The following is a 15271-nucleotide window of genomic DNA, read 5'->3' on the forward strand; positions in this document are numbered from 1 at the left end:
CTCAGGGAGGCGTTCTTGCCCATGCCCGATTTCGACTGGAACATCCCTCTGCCCCTGCACTTCGGCCAAGCCGAAACTCCGCAGATGAGTCTGGCCAGAGCCTTGCCGGACGATCCCCAGCGTCCGGCTTTCGAAACCTTTATCCAGCAGCGTTTTCGAAAGGCCCACGGCGCCGACATCCGCCAATTCATGCCGCAGCTGTTCGGCATGAGCGATGCGTCAGGCACGCTGTGTGCGGTGGCCGGCGTACGACTGGCCGGAGCCGAGCCCTTGTTTCTGGAGCGTTACCTGGACGAGGCCATTGATCCGCTGATCAGCGACGCTGCCGGTCAACCCGTGGACCGGGCCGGTATTGTCGAGGTGGGGAACCTCGCCGCCAGCGATACCGGCAGCGCGCGCCTGAGCATCATCGCCATCACCTACCTGTTGGCCATGGGCGGGCTGGAATGGGTGGCGTTCACCGGCAACATCGGGCTGGTGAACAGTTTTCATCGCCTGGGCTTGAAGCCGGTAACGCTCTGCGCCGCCGACCCTGCGCGGCTGGGCGACGACCGTCACCTCTGGGGCAGTTATTACGAGAGTCAGCCATGGGTGCATGTCGGCAATATCCGCGCCGGTTTCATCCATTTGCGCAACATCGGTCTGTTCAATCGCCTGGGGTTGCCGACGTCCCTTGAGGAGTCCACCCATGTCGCCTGAAATGGAGCGGTTCAAGCAGACCCTGCGCAATCACGCTGAACGCAAGACCAACGCCATCGCCTTGTGGGGCGATCAGTTGAAACTGGACTACGCCACGCTGTACGCCGAGGTCATGTACCGCCAACAGCGTCTGCGCGATGAGCACGTCAAGGTGGTCGCGTTGGCCCTGGATAATGGCACCGAGGCAATGCTCTGGGACCTGGCCGTCCTGTTCGAAGGGCTGACTTGCCTGACGTTGCCGCCCTTCTTCAGCCCGGCGCAACGCAATCATTGCCTGCAACAGAGCCAGGCCGAACTGGTGATTGCCGAACCGGAACTGGAAGCCGAACTGCAAGCGGCGGGCTACGAAAAAAACGGTGAATTCTGGTGTCGCACCTTCAGCGGCCCGAACCTGATACCCGAAGGCACCGCCAAACTGACCTTCACCTCAGGCACCACCGGCACGCCCAAAGGCGTGTGCCTGAGCGCCGAGAGCCTTTTGCGGGTGGCCCGTGAACTGGATCAGGCGAGCAAGCCCACCGATCCGCGGCATCACCTGGCGCTGCTGCCCCTGGCGATTCTGCTGGAAAACCTAGGCTGCTATGCCGCGCTGTATGCCGGCGCGACCTTGAGCGTGCCGAGCCAGAAAACCCTGGGCATTCAGGGTGCCAGCGGTGTCGATGTGCCGCGGCTGTTGGGTTGTCTGGCCACCCGAAAACCGGAAAGTCTGATTCTGGTGCCGCAGTTGCTGCTGATGCTGGCCAGCGCCGCCGAGCAAAAAGCATTCAACCCCCAATCGTTGCGTTTTGCTGCTGTGGGCGGTGCGCGGGTTTCCGAAGAATTATTGCATCGCGCCCAGCGCATCGGCATTCCGGTCTATGAGGGTTACGGGTTGTCGGAATGCTCGTCGGTGGTGTGCCTCAATCGCCCAGGCGCGCGCCGCCCAGGCAGTGTCGGCCGGCCCCTGCCCCATGTCGAGATTCGCCTGGCCGATGACGGCGAAGTGCTGGTCAAGGGCTCAACCCTGCTCGGCTATCTGGGGCAAGCCCCCTTCAGTGATGATTGGTGGCCGACCGGCGATCTCGGCGAGTTCGACCCGGAAGGTTTTCTTTACCTCAACGGGCGCAAGAAGCATCAGTTCGTTACCAGTTTCGGCCGCAACGTCAATCCGGAATGGGTCGAGGCCGAACTCACTCAGCGTCGTCACATCGCTCAGGCGTTTGTCTATGGCGAAGCGATGCCAACCAACCACGCCCTGCTCTGGCCCCATCGGCTGGACTGCACCGATGAAGAGCTCGCCGCCGCCGTGGCCCAGGCCAACGAGGCCTTGCCCGATTACGCCCAGGTTCATCACTGGACTCGTCTCGATCAACCGTTCTCCGCCGCCAATGGCTTGCTGACCGCCAATGGCCGACCGCGCCGCGACGCCATCATCGAGCGTTATCGGGCGCAGCTCACTGAATCCGTTCTTTCCGAGGAATCCGCATCATGAGTTTTTTCGACACCTTGCAAGACGCTACCCAGCAGGAACGCCACGAGTTGTTCAACCTGCCGATCATCCGCGATGCCCTTGAGGGCAAGGTCAGCCTGGAGAGCTACCGCGCCTTCCTCGCCCAGGCCTACTACCACGTGCGCCATACCGTGCCGTTGATGATGGCCTGCGGCGCGCGGCTGCCGCAGCGGCTGGAATGGTTGCGTAAAGCGGTATGCGAGTACATCGATGAGGAATACGGCCACGAACAATGGGTACTTGACGACATCGAGGCCTGTGGCGGCGACAGAGAGGCGGTGCGTGACGGTCGTCCATCGCTGCCGATCGAATTGATGGTCAGCTTCCTCTACGACCTGATTGCCCGGGATAACCCGGTCGGCCTGTTCGGCATGGTCAACGTACTGGAAGGCACCAGCATTGCCCTGGCCACCCATGCGGCCGGCAGCATCCGCGAGCACCTGGCGCTGCCGGAAACCGCCTTCAGCTACCTGAGTTCCCACGGCTCGCTGGATATCGAACACATGCAAACCTACCGCCGACTGATGAACACACTCGAAGACCCAGCGGATCAAGCCGCGGTGATTCATGCTTCGAAGGTCGTGTACAAGCTCTATACCGATATGTTCCGCGGCTTGCCCCGCGATGGGGAGAACCTGCATGCAGCTGCATGAAGCCCGTGTGGTTTTGACTGGAGCCAGCGGCGGTATCGGCCTGGCCATCGCCAGCGCCCTGTGTGCCAGTGGCGCGCGGGTGTTGGCCGTGGCCCGGCACCAGGAGGCGCTGGAGCCCTTGCTCGAACGCTACCCGCTGCACCTGTGTTGGATCGGCGCTGACCTGACCGTCCCCGGCGACCGACACAAAGTGCTGGCTGCGGCCGAAGCCATCGGCGGCATCAACCTGCTGGTCAACGCCGCCGGGGTCAACCACTTCGCCATGCTCGAACAGCTCGATGACAGCGAGATCAATGCGATGCTGGCGGTGAATATCAGCGCGCCAATCTGTCTGACCAAGCTTTTGCTGCCGATGCTCAAACAAGCCGAGAGCGCCATGGTGGTGAATGTCGGCTCGACCTACGGTTCCATTGGCTACCCCGGTTACGCCAGCTATTGCGCCAGCAAATTTGCCCTGCGCGGTTTCTCCGAAGCCCTGCGCCGGGAGCTGGCCGACACCCGGATCAACGTGCTTTACGTCGCCCCCCGGGCGACCCACACCGGCATGAACAGCCCGGCGGCCCAGGCGCTGAACGATGCGCTCAAGGCCAATGTCGACGATCCGCAAACTGTCGCCTCGGCGGTCATCCGCGCCATTGCCGGTGACCGGCGCGATTTGTACCTGGGCTGGCCGGAACGCTTTTTCGTTCGCCTGAACAGTCTGTTGCCGCATCTGGTGGACCGTGGCTTGCGCAAGCAGTTGCCGCTGATCCGTCGCCTCAGTCAGAAGCCCGATAACGAGAGCCTCAAACCATGAAAAGAATCGTCACTTGCCTGCTGCTCGGGGCGTTGAGCCAAAGCGTCTGGGCGCTGGACGCCGCCGATCAGCAGCGCCTCAATGGCATTCAGCAAAGTTGGGCGCACATTCAATACGAATTGCCCGCCGAACAGCGCACCGCGGCCTTCGAAAAGCTCGCGACCCAGGCCTCGGCGTTCACCCAGGAACGCCAATCCCTGGCCGAAGCGTGGATTTGGTCCGGCATTGTCACCAGCAGTTGGGCCGGCGCCCAGGGTGGCCTCGGCGCCCTGAGCAAAGCCAAGGCCGCCAAAGTCGATCTGGAGAAAGCCCTCACCATCGATCCCAAGGCCCTGCAAGGCTCGGCCTACACCAGCCTTGCGGCGTTGTATGATCGCGTGCCCGGCTGGCCCATCGGTTTCGGCGATGCCGACAAGGCCGAACAACTGTTAAAGCAGGCCTTGCAACTGAACCCGGCCGGCATCGACAGTCTTTATTTTTGGGGCGATCACCTTTACCGTCAAAAGCGCTATGGTGAAGCCAAGCAAGCACTGCAAAAAGCCTTGCAAGCGGCGCCCCGCCCTGGTCGGGAAAGCGCCGACGCCGGACGGCGCAAAGAGATTGAAGCGTTACTGGTGGACGTGAACAAGAAACTCAACTGACAGGAGTCCGCGTGCGTTTATTACTGATCGAGGATGACGTGGCCCTCGGCGAGGGCATTCATCAGGCCCTGGGCCGTGAGGGTTACACCGTCGACTGGCTGCAAGACGGCAGCAGTGCCTTGCATTCACTGCTCAGCGAGACGTTTGACCTGGCCGTGCTCGATCTCGGCCTGCCGCGCATGGACGGTCTGCAAGTGCTGCGTCGCCTGCGTGAAAGCGGCTCCAACCTGCCGGTACTGATCCTCACCGCCCGGGATGCCACCGAAGACCGCATCGCCGGGCTGGATGCCGGGGCCGACGACTACCTGATCAAGCCCTTCGACCTGGCCGAACTCAAGGCTCGCCTGCGGGCCTTGTTGCGACGCAGCGCCGGGCGCGCCCAAGTGCTGATCGAACACGCCGGCATCAGCCTGAACCCCGGCACCCAGCAGGTCAGTTATCAAGGCGAGCCGGTGGCGCTGACGCCCAAGGAATATAAATTGCTCCACGAATTGCTTTCGCCGCCGGGCCGGGTCATGACTCGCGATCACCTGATGCAACTGCTTTACGGCTGGAACGAAGAAGCCGAAAGCAACACCCTGGAAGTGCATATCCATCACCTGCGCAAGAAATTCTCCACCGACCTGATCCGCACCATTCGCGGTGTCGGGTACCTGGTGGAGGAGCGTCGATGACTTCGATCCGGCGTCGCACCCTGACGCTGATCATCGGCCTGATGCTCACGGGTCTGGCAATCATCAGCGTGCTCAACCTGCACGACAGCAATCACGAGATTGCCGAAGTCTACGACGCCCAACTGGCCCAGAACGCCCGGCTGTTGCAGGGTGTGATGCGCATGCCGCTGGCCAGCAATGAACACGCCGAACTGTATCAAGCGTTCAACAAGGCCTTGAGTGAAGCGGTGCCGAGAGTCGATGGTCATCCCTATGAAAGCAAAATTGCCTTTCAGGTGTGGAATCGCAAGGGCGAAGTGCTGGTGCACACCGCCAGTGCCCCCTCCTTCACTGCGCCGCCGACGAAGCCCGGTTTCAGTGATGTGGTGGATCTGCACAACCGTCATTGGCGGGTGTTCATGCTCGAAGACAAACAGAATGACCTGCGCATCTGGGTCGGTGAACGGGACGACGTGCGTGCGGACCTGGTAGACCGGATCGTGCGTCACACGCTGTGGCCCAATGTGTTGGGCAGCCTGATATTGGCGGCCATGGTCTGGCTGGCCATTGGCTGGGGGCTCAAACCCCTGGCCGATATGGCGGCGACGTTGCGGGCACGGCACAGCGGTTCTCTGGAGCCGTTGCAACTGACCCCGTTGCCCAGCGAACTGGAACCGATGCAAGCGGCGCTCAATCGCATGCTCGCGCAAATTCAAGAGGTGCTGGGCCGCGAGCGGCGCTTCATTGCCGACGCCGCCCACGAATTACGCACGCCACTGGCCGTGCTGCGGGTGCATGCGCAAAATCTGCTGGAAGCCGGCACGGAACAGGAGCGTCGTGAGTCTCTGGCGTTTCTGATTGCCGGGGTCGACCGCACCAGCCGCCTGGTCAATCAGCTGCTGACCATGGCCCGTCTCGAACCCAAGGCCGTGGCGCCGGTGCTGCACAGTATTGATCTGAGCGAAACCGTGCGCGCCAGCCTGGCCCAGCTCACGCCCTGGTTACTGAGCAGGAACCTGGAACTGGCCTTCGACGTCGATGACCAGCCTTTTGAAGTCCTCGCCGACGCCGCCGACATCGACATCGCCCTGAACAATCTGGTCACCAACGCCGCGAATTTCTCGCCGGAGCATGGCGTCATCACCGTGCAATTAAGCCAGGAGGACGGGTTCTACAACTTGAGCGTCCAGGACCAGGGGCCGGGCATCGACGAAGCGGATCGCGCACGGTTGTTCGAACGTTTTTACAGCCGTGGAAATACCGGCGGCGCAGGGTTGGGGCTGACCATTGTCAGCACCATTGCGACGCGGCTGGGTGGGCGGATTACGCTGGTCAATCCGCCGGAAGGCGGGTTACGGGCGACCCTGTCGATTCCCGATGGCCAGCACCACAGCACTGTGCAACGGACCACCCGAGAGTTGCCGCCCAATGGCTGAGCGACTGCGTGCCAAACACAATCCCCTGTGGAGCGAGGCTTGCCCGCGAAGGCGTCAGGTCTGGCACACACTCTCCCAAAATCAAAAGATCGCAGCCTTCCGGCAGCTGTTACACCTCTCCCTTAAGAGCTGCCGAAGGCTGTGATCTTTTGATATTTATTATCCCAGCAACAACCCCTGCTCACGCTCACACAACTCCACCACGTAATCCCACAACACCCGCAGCCTCACGGACTTGTGCAGCTCGCGCCGCGTACTGATCCAATAGCTGCGCTGGATGCTTTCGTCCGGCAACAACGGCACCAGTTCGGGGTCGGTACTGGCCATGTAGCACGGCAGCACGGCGATTCCCAGGCCCGAGCGCGCGGCCTGTTGCTGGGCAATGACGCTGGTGCTGTGAAAGACCACCTGGGGGTTGCGGCAGAAGCTGTTGAGGAACATCAGTTCCTGGCTGAACAGCAAGTCGTCGACGTAGCCGATCCACGCATGGCGACCGAGGTCTTCGCGGCTGCGTAGTGGCGGCGAGCGGTCCAGGTAGGCCTGGCTGGCGTAGAGCGCCAGTCGGTAATCGGTGAGTTTGCGGGTGACCAGCATGTCGGCGGCCGGGCGTTCCAGGTGGATGCTGATCTCGGCTTCACGATTGAGGATGCTGACGAAGCGCGGCACTGCCACCAGTTCCACTTCCAGCCCCGGGTAGCGTTCGAACAAGCCGTTCATGCGGTTGGCGAGGAACATGATGCCCAACCCCTCCGTCACCCCGACGCGGATCTTGCCCAGCGGCGCGGATGATTGGGTGATTTCTTCCTGCGCCAGCAGCGCGACGTTTTCCATGGCTTCGGCGTGTTTGAGCAGCGCTTCGCCGGCCGGGGTCAATTCGTAGCCTTGAGCATGCTGCACGAACAGCGCGGTACCGAGGCTTTTTTCGATGGCTTCGATGTGCCGGGCCACGGTGGCGTGGGTGGTGTTCAAACGCCGAGCGGCGGTCAGCAAGCGGCCGCTGCGCTGCAATTCGAGAAAAAACCGCAGGTCATTCCAGTCGAACATGAACCATCCTTGACGTTATGCCGTTAACGACGCTGTTTAAAAACGCACAGCAGCTGCGCAAAAACTAACATTCTTTTAACGAAAGCTAACAACTAGGATGACCGACAACAAGAACAACAATACGAGGTCAGGGATGCAGACTTCCCTTGATGAATACGACTACATCGTGGTCGGCGCCGGGCCGGCCGGTTGTTTGCTGGCCAATCGACTGTCGGCCAACCCGCAACACCGCGTGCTGCTGCTCGAAGCCGGCGGCCGCGATAACTACCCATGGATTCACATCCCCGTCGGTTACCTGTTCTGCATCGGCAATCCACGCACCGACTGGTGCTTCAAGACCGAAACGCAACCGGGCCTGCATGGCCGCGCCCTGAGCTACCCGCGCGGCAAGGTGCTCGGCGGCTGTTCCTCGATCAACGGCATGATCTACATGCGCGGCCAGGCCGGCGACTACGACGGCTGGGCGGCCGAGGGCAATGCCGGTTGGGGCTGGCAAGACGTGCTGCCCCTGTTCAAACACAGCGAAAACCATTTTGCCGGCGACTCGGAATTTCACGGCGCTGCCGGCGAATGGCGGATCGAGCGCCAGCGGCTGTCGTGGCCGATCCTCGATGCCTTCCGCACAGCGGCCGAGCAAAGCGGCATCGCCAGCATCGATGACTTCAATCAGGGCGACAACGAAGGCTGCGGCTATTTCCAGGTCAACCAGAAAGCCGGTATCCGCTGGAACGCGGCCAAGGCATTTCTCAAACCAATCCGCCAGCGCGCCAATCTGACGGTGCTGACCGACGTCGAGGTGGACCGCGTGCTGCTGGAAAACGGCCGTGCTTCGGCGGTCAGCGCACGTTGGCAAGGCCAGGCGAAAACCTTCAAGGCGCGTAAGGAAATCGTATTGTGTGCCGGCTCCGTCGGGTCACCGGGCATCCTCCAGCGTTCCGGCATCGGCCCTCGCCCGCTGCTGCAAAAACTGGGCATCGGCGTTGCCCATGAACTGCCCGGCGTGGGCGGCAACTTGCAGGATCACCTGCAATTGCGGCTGATCTACAAACTGGAAAACGCCCGCACCCTGAACCAGATTGCCGGCACGCTGTGGGGCAAGATGGGCATGGGCCTGCGTTATTTGTATGACCGCAGCGGCCCGCTGTCCATGGCCCCGAGCCAACTTGGTGCCTTTGCCCGTTCGGGGCCGGAGCAGACGTCGGCGAACCTCGAATACCACGTGCAACCCTTGTCGCTGGAGCGTTTCGGCGAGCCGCTGCACGCCTTCCCCGCCTTCACCGCTTCAGTCTGCGATCTGCGCCCGCAAAGCCGTGGCCGGATCGACATTCGCTCCGCCGACCCGCGGGAAGCGCCGCTGATTCAACCCAACTACCTGAGCCATCCCGAAGACTTGCGAGTGGCGGCCGATGCCATCCGCCTGACCCGTCGCATCGTCTCGGCACCCGCGTTGCAAGCCTTCAAACCGGTCGAGTACCTGCCCGGCGCCAGCTTGCAGAGCGAAGAACAACTGCACGAAGCCGCCGCCCGGATCGGCACCACGATTTTCCACCCGGTGGGCACCTGCCGGATGGGCAACGATGCAGACGCGGTGGTCGACGCCGAGTTGCGCGTCCACGGCATTCCCGGCCTGCGCATCGCCGACGCCTCGATCATGCCGCGCATCACCTCGGGCAACACCTGCTCGCCGACGTTGATGATTGCCGAGAAAGCTGCGCAATTGATCCTCAATTCTGTTGTAAACACCAACCCTGTGGGAGCGGGCTTGCCCGCGATGACGGTGTGACATTCAACATCACTGTTGACTGAACCACCGCCATCGCGGGCAAGCCCGCTCCCACAGGGATTGCATTAGATTCACGGACATCGAGCATCACCCCCTACAAGGAACACGCAACACCAGTGGAACAACAAAAACAATCACTGTGAGGGATACCGATATGTCAGAACATGTTCAGCCCCTGGAAGCCGTCCGCAGCGTCGGCACCAGTCAGGAAACCCAGAAAGTCATCTTCGCCTCCTCCTTGGGGACGGTGTTCGAGTGGTACGACTTTTTCCTCTACGGCGCCCTCGCGGCGGTCATCAGCAAACAATTCTTCGCCGGGGTCAACGACACCACGGCGTTCATCTTCGCACTGATGGCATTTGCCGCTGGCTTCATCGTGCGGCCGTTCGGCGCGCTGGTGTTCGGACGCCTGGGGGACATGATCGGGCGCAAATACACGTTCCTCGCGACTATCGTCCTCATGGGCCTGGCAACGTTCTGTGTCGGCTTGCTGCCAACTTACGCAAGCATCGGCATTGCCGCGCCGATCATCCTCGTGGTGCTGCGCATGCTCCAGGGTCTGGCGCTGGGCGGTGAGTATGGTGGCGCGGCCACTTACGTTGCCGAACACGCGCCGATGGGCAAACGCGGTTTCCACACCAGCTGGATTCAGTCCACCGCCACCCTCGGCTTGCTGCTGTCGCTGCTGGTGGTGCTCGGCTGCCGCTACTTCACCGGTGACCAGTTTGAAGTCTGGGGCTGGCGCATTCCGTTTCTGTTTTCGATCGTGCTGCTGGGCATCTCGACCTGGATTCGCCTGAGCCTGCACGAGTCGCCTGCGTTCGTGAAAATGAAGGAGGAAGGCAAACTCTGCAAGTCGCCGCTGCGCGATTCCTTCGGTAAATGGGACAACCTCAAAGTGGTGCTGATTGCGCTGTTCAGCATCAACGCCGGGCAAGCGGTGACCTTCTACGCCGCACAGTTCTATGTGCTGTTCTTCCTCACCCAGTTCCTGAAAATGGACCCGGCCCTGGCCAACAGTCTGTTGATCGTCAGCGTGATCATCGGCGCGCCGTTCTTCATCTTTTTTGGCTGGCTGTCGGACAAGGTCGGGCGCAAACCAGTGCTGATGATCGGCCTGCTGCTGGCCACCGCGCTGTACTTTCCGATCTTCAAGTCCATCGCCCACTACGCCAACCCGGCCATCGACCAGGCCAGCCGCCAGGCACCGATCACCGTGCTGGCCGACCCGGCCACCTGCACCTTCCAGTTCGACCCGGTGGGCAAGGCAAAATTTGATAGCCCGTGCGACAAGGTCAAAACCTTCCTGGTCAAACAGGGCCTGCCCTACAACAGCGAAGCGGCTCCGGTCGGCAGCGCCGTGCAGGTCAGCATCGGCGAGGTGACAATCGACGGCTACGATGAGGCTGCCCTGCGCGGCGCGGTGACCCTGGCCGGCTATCCGTCGCAAGCCGACACTCAGTTGATCAACAAACCGATGATCGTGGCGCTGATCGTCGCACTGATCATCATCTCCGCCATGTGCTACGGCCCGCTGGCGGCACTGATGGTCGAACTGTTCCCGACCCGCATCCGCTATACCTCCATGTCCCTGCCCTACCACATTGGTAACGGTTGGTTCGGTGGTTTTCTGCCGACGGTGTCGTTTGCTCTGGTGGTGTACACCGGGGATATTTTCTATGGGCTGTGGTACCCGGTGGTGATTACCGGGGTGAGCCTGGTGGTGGGAATGATGTGTTTGCGGGAGACGAAGAATGTGGATCTGGATAAAAACTGAAAGCTAACGGGAGGTTGGTTTGTGGCGAGGGATTAACTTCCCTCGCCACAAAATGCTTTCTGCACATCAGGTTTTGAGCACCTCAAACGTCACTTCCTCAGGATAGAACGCCACATACCCGCCAATCTGCGCAACCGACACCTTGGGGTGCTCATAGCTCCATACCGCATTGGCACTTTCATGTCCGGGGATCTGCAGGCTGTAATAGCTGGCATCGCCCTTGTACGGGCAGTAGCTGGTGTGGTCGGTGCGGGCGAAATACTGTTCAGCGATGTCCTCCCGCGGGATGTAGTACACCGGAGGATAATTGGTCTCATGCATGACCAGCGCGCGAGTGGACGACGCCACTTGAATGCCATGGAACTTCACTACCACGCAGCCGGGTTGGGGCTCGATGGTGATGGGTTTACCGGGACCAGGGGCTTTCATGGATAGGACCTCTGCTGCTGTTGCGCTGCATCCGTGACCCATCAGGTATACCCCATGTTTAAGCATCGCGAGCACTTCGCAGCCGAACGGAGCGTGCTTCAGTCGCTGGATTGACCGCTGTCATCACCCGCAACAGCTTAGGCTGTACATCCATACAGATAAAGATTGCTCCATCGCTCATCAGCCGCCATTCTGTGCACCTCTCGAACACTGATCGATGATGGTGGTTATGCAGCTGTACCTCTGTGAAAAACCTTCCCAGGCCAAAGACATCGCGGCCGTGCTCGGCGCCAAGCGTCGGGGCGACGGCTGCTGGCTGGGAACGGGCGTCACGGTGACCTGGTGCATCGGCCATCTACTGGAAACCGCACCGCCAGATGCCTATGACGCGCGTTACAAGCGTTGGGTGCTGGCGGATCTGCCGATCATTCCCGAAAAATGGAAGATGACCGTCAAACCGCGTACCGCCAGCCAGTACAAGGCGGTCAAGCGTTTGCTCGGCGAGGCCAGTGAACTGGTGATTGCCACCGACGCCGACCGTGAGGGCGAAATGATCGCCCGGGAACTGGTGGAGCATTGCCGTTATCGCGGGCCGATCCGGCGACTGTGGTTGTCAGCGCTGGATGATGCATCGATCCGCAAGGCACTGGCGGCGCTCAAGCCGGGGGCCGAGACGTTCAGCCTTTATCATTCGGCATTGGGGCGCTCCCGGGCCGACTGGCTGATCGGGATGAACATGAGTCGGCTGTTCACCCTGCTGGGGCGTCAGTCCGGCTATCAGGGTGTGTTGCCGGTCGGTCGGGTGCAGACGCCGACCTTGCGGCTGGTGGTGGATCGCGACCGCAGCATTGCCGATTTCGTCCCGGTCGCTTATTGGGCGATCGATGTGCAACTGCTGCACGACGGCGCCGCGTTCACCGCCCAGTGGCGTGCGGCCTCCGACGCTTGCGACGATCAGGACCGCTGCCTGAATCAGGCGCTGGCTCAGAAAGCGGCTACAGCCATTAGCGGTGCGGCGAGCGCCCGGGTGATCAAACTGCGCACCGAGCGGATGCACGAAGTCGCGCCTTTGCCGTTCGATCTGGGCACGTTGCAGGAAGTCTGTTCGAAGAAGCTCGGGCTCGGGGCTCAGGAAACCCTCGATATTGCCCAGGCGCTGTACGAAACCCACAAAGTCATTACCTACCCGCGTAGCGACTGCGGCTACCTGCCGCTGAGTCAGCACAGCGAAGCCCCGGGTATTCTGGCGGCGCTCCGGCAGGCCGACCCGGCCTTGAACGCCTTGCACGAACACCTGGAGCCCCAGCGCCGCTCACGGGCCTGGAACGATGCCAAGGTCAGCGCTCACCACGGCATCATCCCCACTGCTGCGGCGAAAAACCTCGACCGCCTGGCAGGCAAGCAACGGGCGGTCTACACCCTGATTCGTGCGCGTTACCTGGCGCAGTTCCTGCCCAACCATGAATACGACCGGACCCAGGCCGACTTCGACTGTGCCGGTGAAGCCTTGCGCGCCGTGGGCAAGCAGATTGTCGAACCCGGCTGGAAACGCGCCCTGCCCGAGGCCCTCGTGCCTGCCAAGGGACGCGAAGCACCGGCGCCGCAAACATTGCCGGCACTGGCCGAAGGGCGTGACTGCGCGGTGGCCGATGTGAAACTCAAGGACCTCTGGACCCAGCCGCCCAAACCGTTCACCGAAGGCGATCTGATCAAGGCGATGAAGAACGTCGCCAAACTGGTGGAAGATCCACTGCTCAAGCAAAAGCTCAAGGACACCACCGGCATCGGTACCGAAGCCACCCGCGCCTCGATCATCCAGGGCCTGCTGGACCGCGGCTACCTGATCAAGAACGGCAAGGCCCTGGCCGCGACGCCGGCAGCGTTCAGCCTGATCGACACCGTGCCGCGCGCGATTGCCGATCCCGGCACCACGGCGATCTGGGAACAGGCCCTGGACATGGTGCAGAGCGGTGAAATGAGCCTGGAAGAATTCGTCACCAAACAGGCTGCGTGGATGAGCAAGCAGGTGGCACGTTGCGCTGGCCTGAACCTGACCATCAGCGGGCCGGCAAGCCCGGCCGGGCGTGGCGCCACACCGTGGAAAAACAAACGCAAACCGGCCAAACGCAAGCCCTCGACCGGTACCAAACGGGCGGCGAAACCGGCGAGCAAGGCTTGAGGGCAGTTCGAGCGAACTGAAATGGTCTAGTGTTCTTCAACATCAATTAAAGTGCGGAACCTGTAGGAGCGAGGCTTGCCCGCGAAGAACGATGACGCGTAAGACCTGAAAAACCGCGGTGCATTCTTCGCGGGCAAGCCTCGCTCAGGTTCTGCGTCTTAACTTACCGGCATTAGGGTAAGCCCGTCCTCACATGGATTGCGCATCAGGCATCAGCCCTGCTTTCTGAAAGGTACGACCATGACGACAATCAGAAGCCAGCCCGCGATAGAACTGCACGCCACTCAGCGCGACGAACTGGAAACCATCGAAAACCTGATGCAGTTCTACGTGTATGACTTCAGCGAATGGCTGCCGCTGAAACTCGGGGAACATGGCTTCTTCAACATCCAGCCCAGGCTTGATTACTGGCGCAATCCCGCAACCAGACCGTTTCTGATCAAGGTTGACGGCGAGCTTGCCGGTTTTGTGACCGTGGATAACGAAACCCATATCGTCGGCGCCGAACACAACATCGGCTACTTTTTTATCAGTCGACGCTTTCGTGGCCAAGGCGTCGCGAAGTTTGTCGTCTCTGCCCTCTTGAACCGGTTCCCCGGTCAATGGCAGATTTTCCACATCGATGCCAACCAGCCGGCGCGGCTGTTCTGGGCCAGGGTGATACCTGATCTCATGGGCAGTGAATTCACCCTGCATCACCTGCCGATCGACGGTTATCCATGCACCGTTTACAGCTTTAAAAAATCGCAGCCTTCGGCACCCGCACAACCCCCTTAGGAGCGAGGCTTGCCCGTGAAAGCCATCACGCACGCTTGACTTTCTAATTCCAAAACCACTTTGTCCGACAATATGTAGTGAACAAAAATAATCACTACAAAACCGTTGACGCCTCCGATTTGCCCTTGCATGATGCAGACATCTCCCCGATCGGGAGTACAGGCAACACGTTTGAGCAAGCTCGTCTGACCGCCGAGCTGTTTTTCCCGGATACACGCTGCCCACAAGGCAGATTGAAGAAGCTGACCTGGCCTGAACGTCCAGTACAAAGGACGAGAAGCGCTGGCGATCAATCCTCATGAAGCTTGTGGCCGACCCTGAAAATGTCGGCAGTGGCCTCCAGGTTTTCGCTGCTTCTCTTCGTTGTGACGCTATTGCGTAGCAGTTATTCAACACGACTACATGCAGCAGACGCGGGACCCCGTCGTATTGACGGCCGACCGCTGACGTCCTGGTTTCGGTGCCAGGGATCAACTAACCGATGGGCTACTTGTATTAGCGAATCAACTTTGAAAGATCACCAAATGGTCAAGGGGCTTACAATGAATCTGAACAATCAACCTACTATCGATGAACTGGCTCGTTTGTTCGCTGCGCAAAAAGACAGCCAGGACAGCCATATTCTGTGGATCAGCAAATCGGGCCAGGTTCATATCGACTGCCTGTCGCCCCATGCCCACGAAGAAGAGTTCGACCGCAGCAACCAGAACCTGCTCGCCCGACTGAAGATGTACCGTCGCGGCCAGGGTTATGTCGGCAAAAAAGCCGCGGCCGACAAGGACTTCATCGGTAATGTGCTGCAAACGCTGAATCAGGCGTGGGCCTCGCTGCAGAACCAGAACGAAGTTCGGGTGATTGATCGGTTGTATTGATATCCCCTCTCAGTAATGAAAGAAGGCCCCGCTCGGAATATCG

The 15271-nt window shown here is 60.8% G+C and carries 14 protein-coding genes; 12 read left to right on the forward strand and 2 right to left on the reverse strand.

From position 1 onward, the window contains the following. Positions 1–21: 21 nt before the first annotated feature. From MMG91_RS02230 to MMG91_RS02260, 7 genes are read left to right on the forward strand one after another with little or no spacing between them, the layout of a single operon-like run. Positions 22–699, forward strand: coding sequence for a thermostable hemolysin (locus MMG91_RS02230; RefSeq protein WP_305449378.1), 678 nt, complete (start codon positions 22–24; stop codon positions 697–699). Further along, positions 689–2170: an AMP-binding protein gene (locus tag MMG91_RS02235; protein WP_310658589.1), complete on the forward strand. Its 1482-nt coding sequence runs from the start codon at positions 689–691 to the stop codon at positions 2168–2170. Before MMG91_RS02230 ends, MMG91_RS02235 begins: the two co-directional genes overlap by 11 nt. Continuing rightward, positions 2167–2841, forward strand: coding sequence for a TenA family transcriptional regulator (locus tag MMG91_RS02240; protein ID WP_305449376.1), 675 nt, complete (start codon positions 2167–2169; stop codon positions 2839–2841). Before MMG91_RS02235 ends, MMG91_RS02240 begins: the two co-directional genes overlap by 4 nt. Then, a complete protein-coding gene (locus MMG91_RS02245; RefSeq protein ID WP_310658590.1) occupies positions 2828–3637 on the forward strand; it encodes an SDR family oxidoreductase in 810 nt (269 codons plus the stop codon). Before MMG91_RS02240 ends, MMG91_RS02245 begins: the two co-directional genes overlap by 14 nt. Next, positions 3634–4278: a tetratricopeptide repeat protein gene (locus MMG91_RS02250; RefSeq protein WP_305449374.1), complete on the forward strand. Its 645-nt coding sequence runs from the start codon at positions 3634–3636 to the stop codon at positions 4276–4278. Before MMG91_RS02245 ends, MMG91_RS02250 begins: the two co-directional genes overlap by 4 nt. A gap of 11 nt (positions 4279–4289) precedes the next feature. After that, entirely contained in the window at positions 4290–4952 is a 663-nt protein-coding gene (locus MMG91_RS02255) for a response regulator (protein ID WP_305449373.1), read from the forward strand. Beyond that, on the forward strand, positions 4949–6367 hold the full coding sequence (locus MMG91_RS02260) for an ATP-binding protein (RefSeq protein WP_310658591.1): 1419 nt from the start codon (positions 4949–4951) through the stop codon (positions 6365–6367). Before MMG91_RS02255 ends, MMG91_RS02260 begins: the two co-directional genes overlap by 4 nt. A 159-nt stretch (positions 6368–6526) precedes the next feature. Here the strand turns inward: MMG91_RS02260 and MMG91_RS02265 are convergent, their stop codons facing one another. After that, positions 6527–7411, reverse strand: a complete 885-nt coding sequence (locus tag MMG91_RS02265) for a LysR family transcriptional regulator (protein WP_305449369.1) — start codon at positions 7409–7411, stop codon at positions 6527–6529. Positions 7412–7544: 133 nt separating this feature from the next. Between MMG91_RS02265 and MMG91_RS02270 the strand changes: the two genes are divergently transcribed. Continuing rightward, positions 7545–9194, forward strand: coding sequence for a GMC family oxidoreductase N-terminal domain-containing protein (locus MMG91_RS02270; RefSeq protein WP_310658592.1), 1650 nt, complete (start codon positions 7545–7547; stop codon positions 9192–9194). A 154-nt stretch (positions 9195–9348) separates the two neighbouring features. Beyond that, entirely contained in the window at positions 9349–10971 is a 1623-nt protein-coding gene (locus MMG91_RS02275; RefSeq protein ID WP_310658593.1) for an MFS transporter, read from the forward strand. Between the two features lie 66 nt (positions 10972–11037). Here the strand turns inward: MMG91_RS02275 and MMG91_RS02280 are convergent, their stop codons facing one another. Continuing rightward, on the reverse strand, positions 11038–11400 hold the full coding sequence (locus MMG91_RS02280) for a DUF427 domain-containing protein (RefSeq protein WP_205888645.1): 363 nt from the start codon (positions 11398–11400) through the stop codon (positions 11038–11040). A gap of 229 nt (positions 11401–11629) precedes the next feature. Here MMG91_RS02280 and MMG91_RS02285 point away from each other — a divergent pair, with 229 nt between their 5' ends. From MMG91_RS02285 to MMG91_RS02295, 3 genes are all read left to right on the forward strand, one after another. Next, positions 11630–13579, forward strand: coding sequence for a DNA topoisomerase III (locus MMG91_RS02285; RefSeq protein WP_310658594.1), 1950 nt, complete (start codon positions 11630–11632; stop codon positions 13577–13579). A 240-nt stretch (positions 13580–13819) separates the two neighbouring features. Then, a complete protein-coding gene (locus MMG91_RS02290) occupies positions 13820–14356 on the forward strand; it encodes a GNAT family N-acetyltransferase (RefSeq protein ID WP_310658595.1) in 537 nt (178 codons plus the stop codon). A gap of 542 nt (positions 14357–14898) precedes the next feature. Next, positions 14899–15228 carry a hypothetical protein gene (locus MMG91_RS02295; RefSeq protein WP_310658596.1) on the forward strand — a complete coding sequence of 110 codons (330 nt, stop codon included), beginning with the start codon at positions 14899–14901 and terminating at the stop codon, positions 15226–15228. Positions 15229–15271 lie beyond the last annotated feature (43 nt).

It is taken from the genome of Pseudomonas sp. JL3, from assembly GCF_031570575.1.
GTDB lineage: Bacteria > Pseudomonadota > Gammaproteobacteria > Pseudomonadales > Pseudomonadaceae > Aquipseudomonas > Aquipseudomonas cucumis.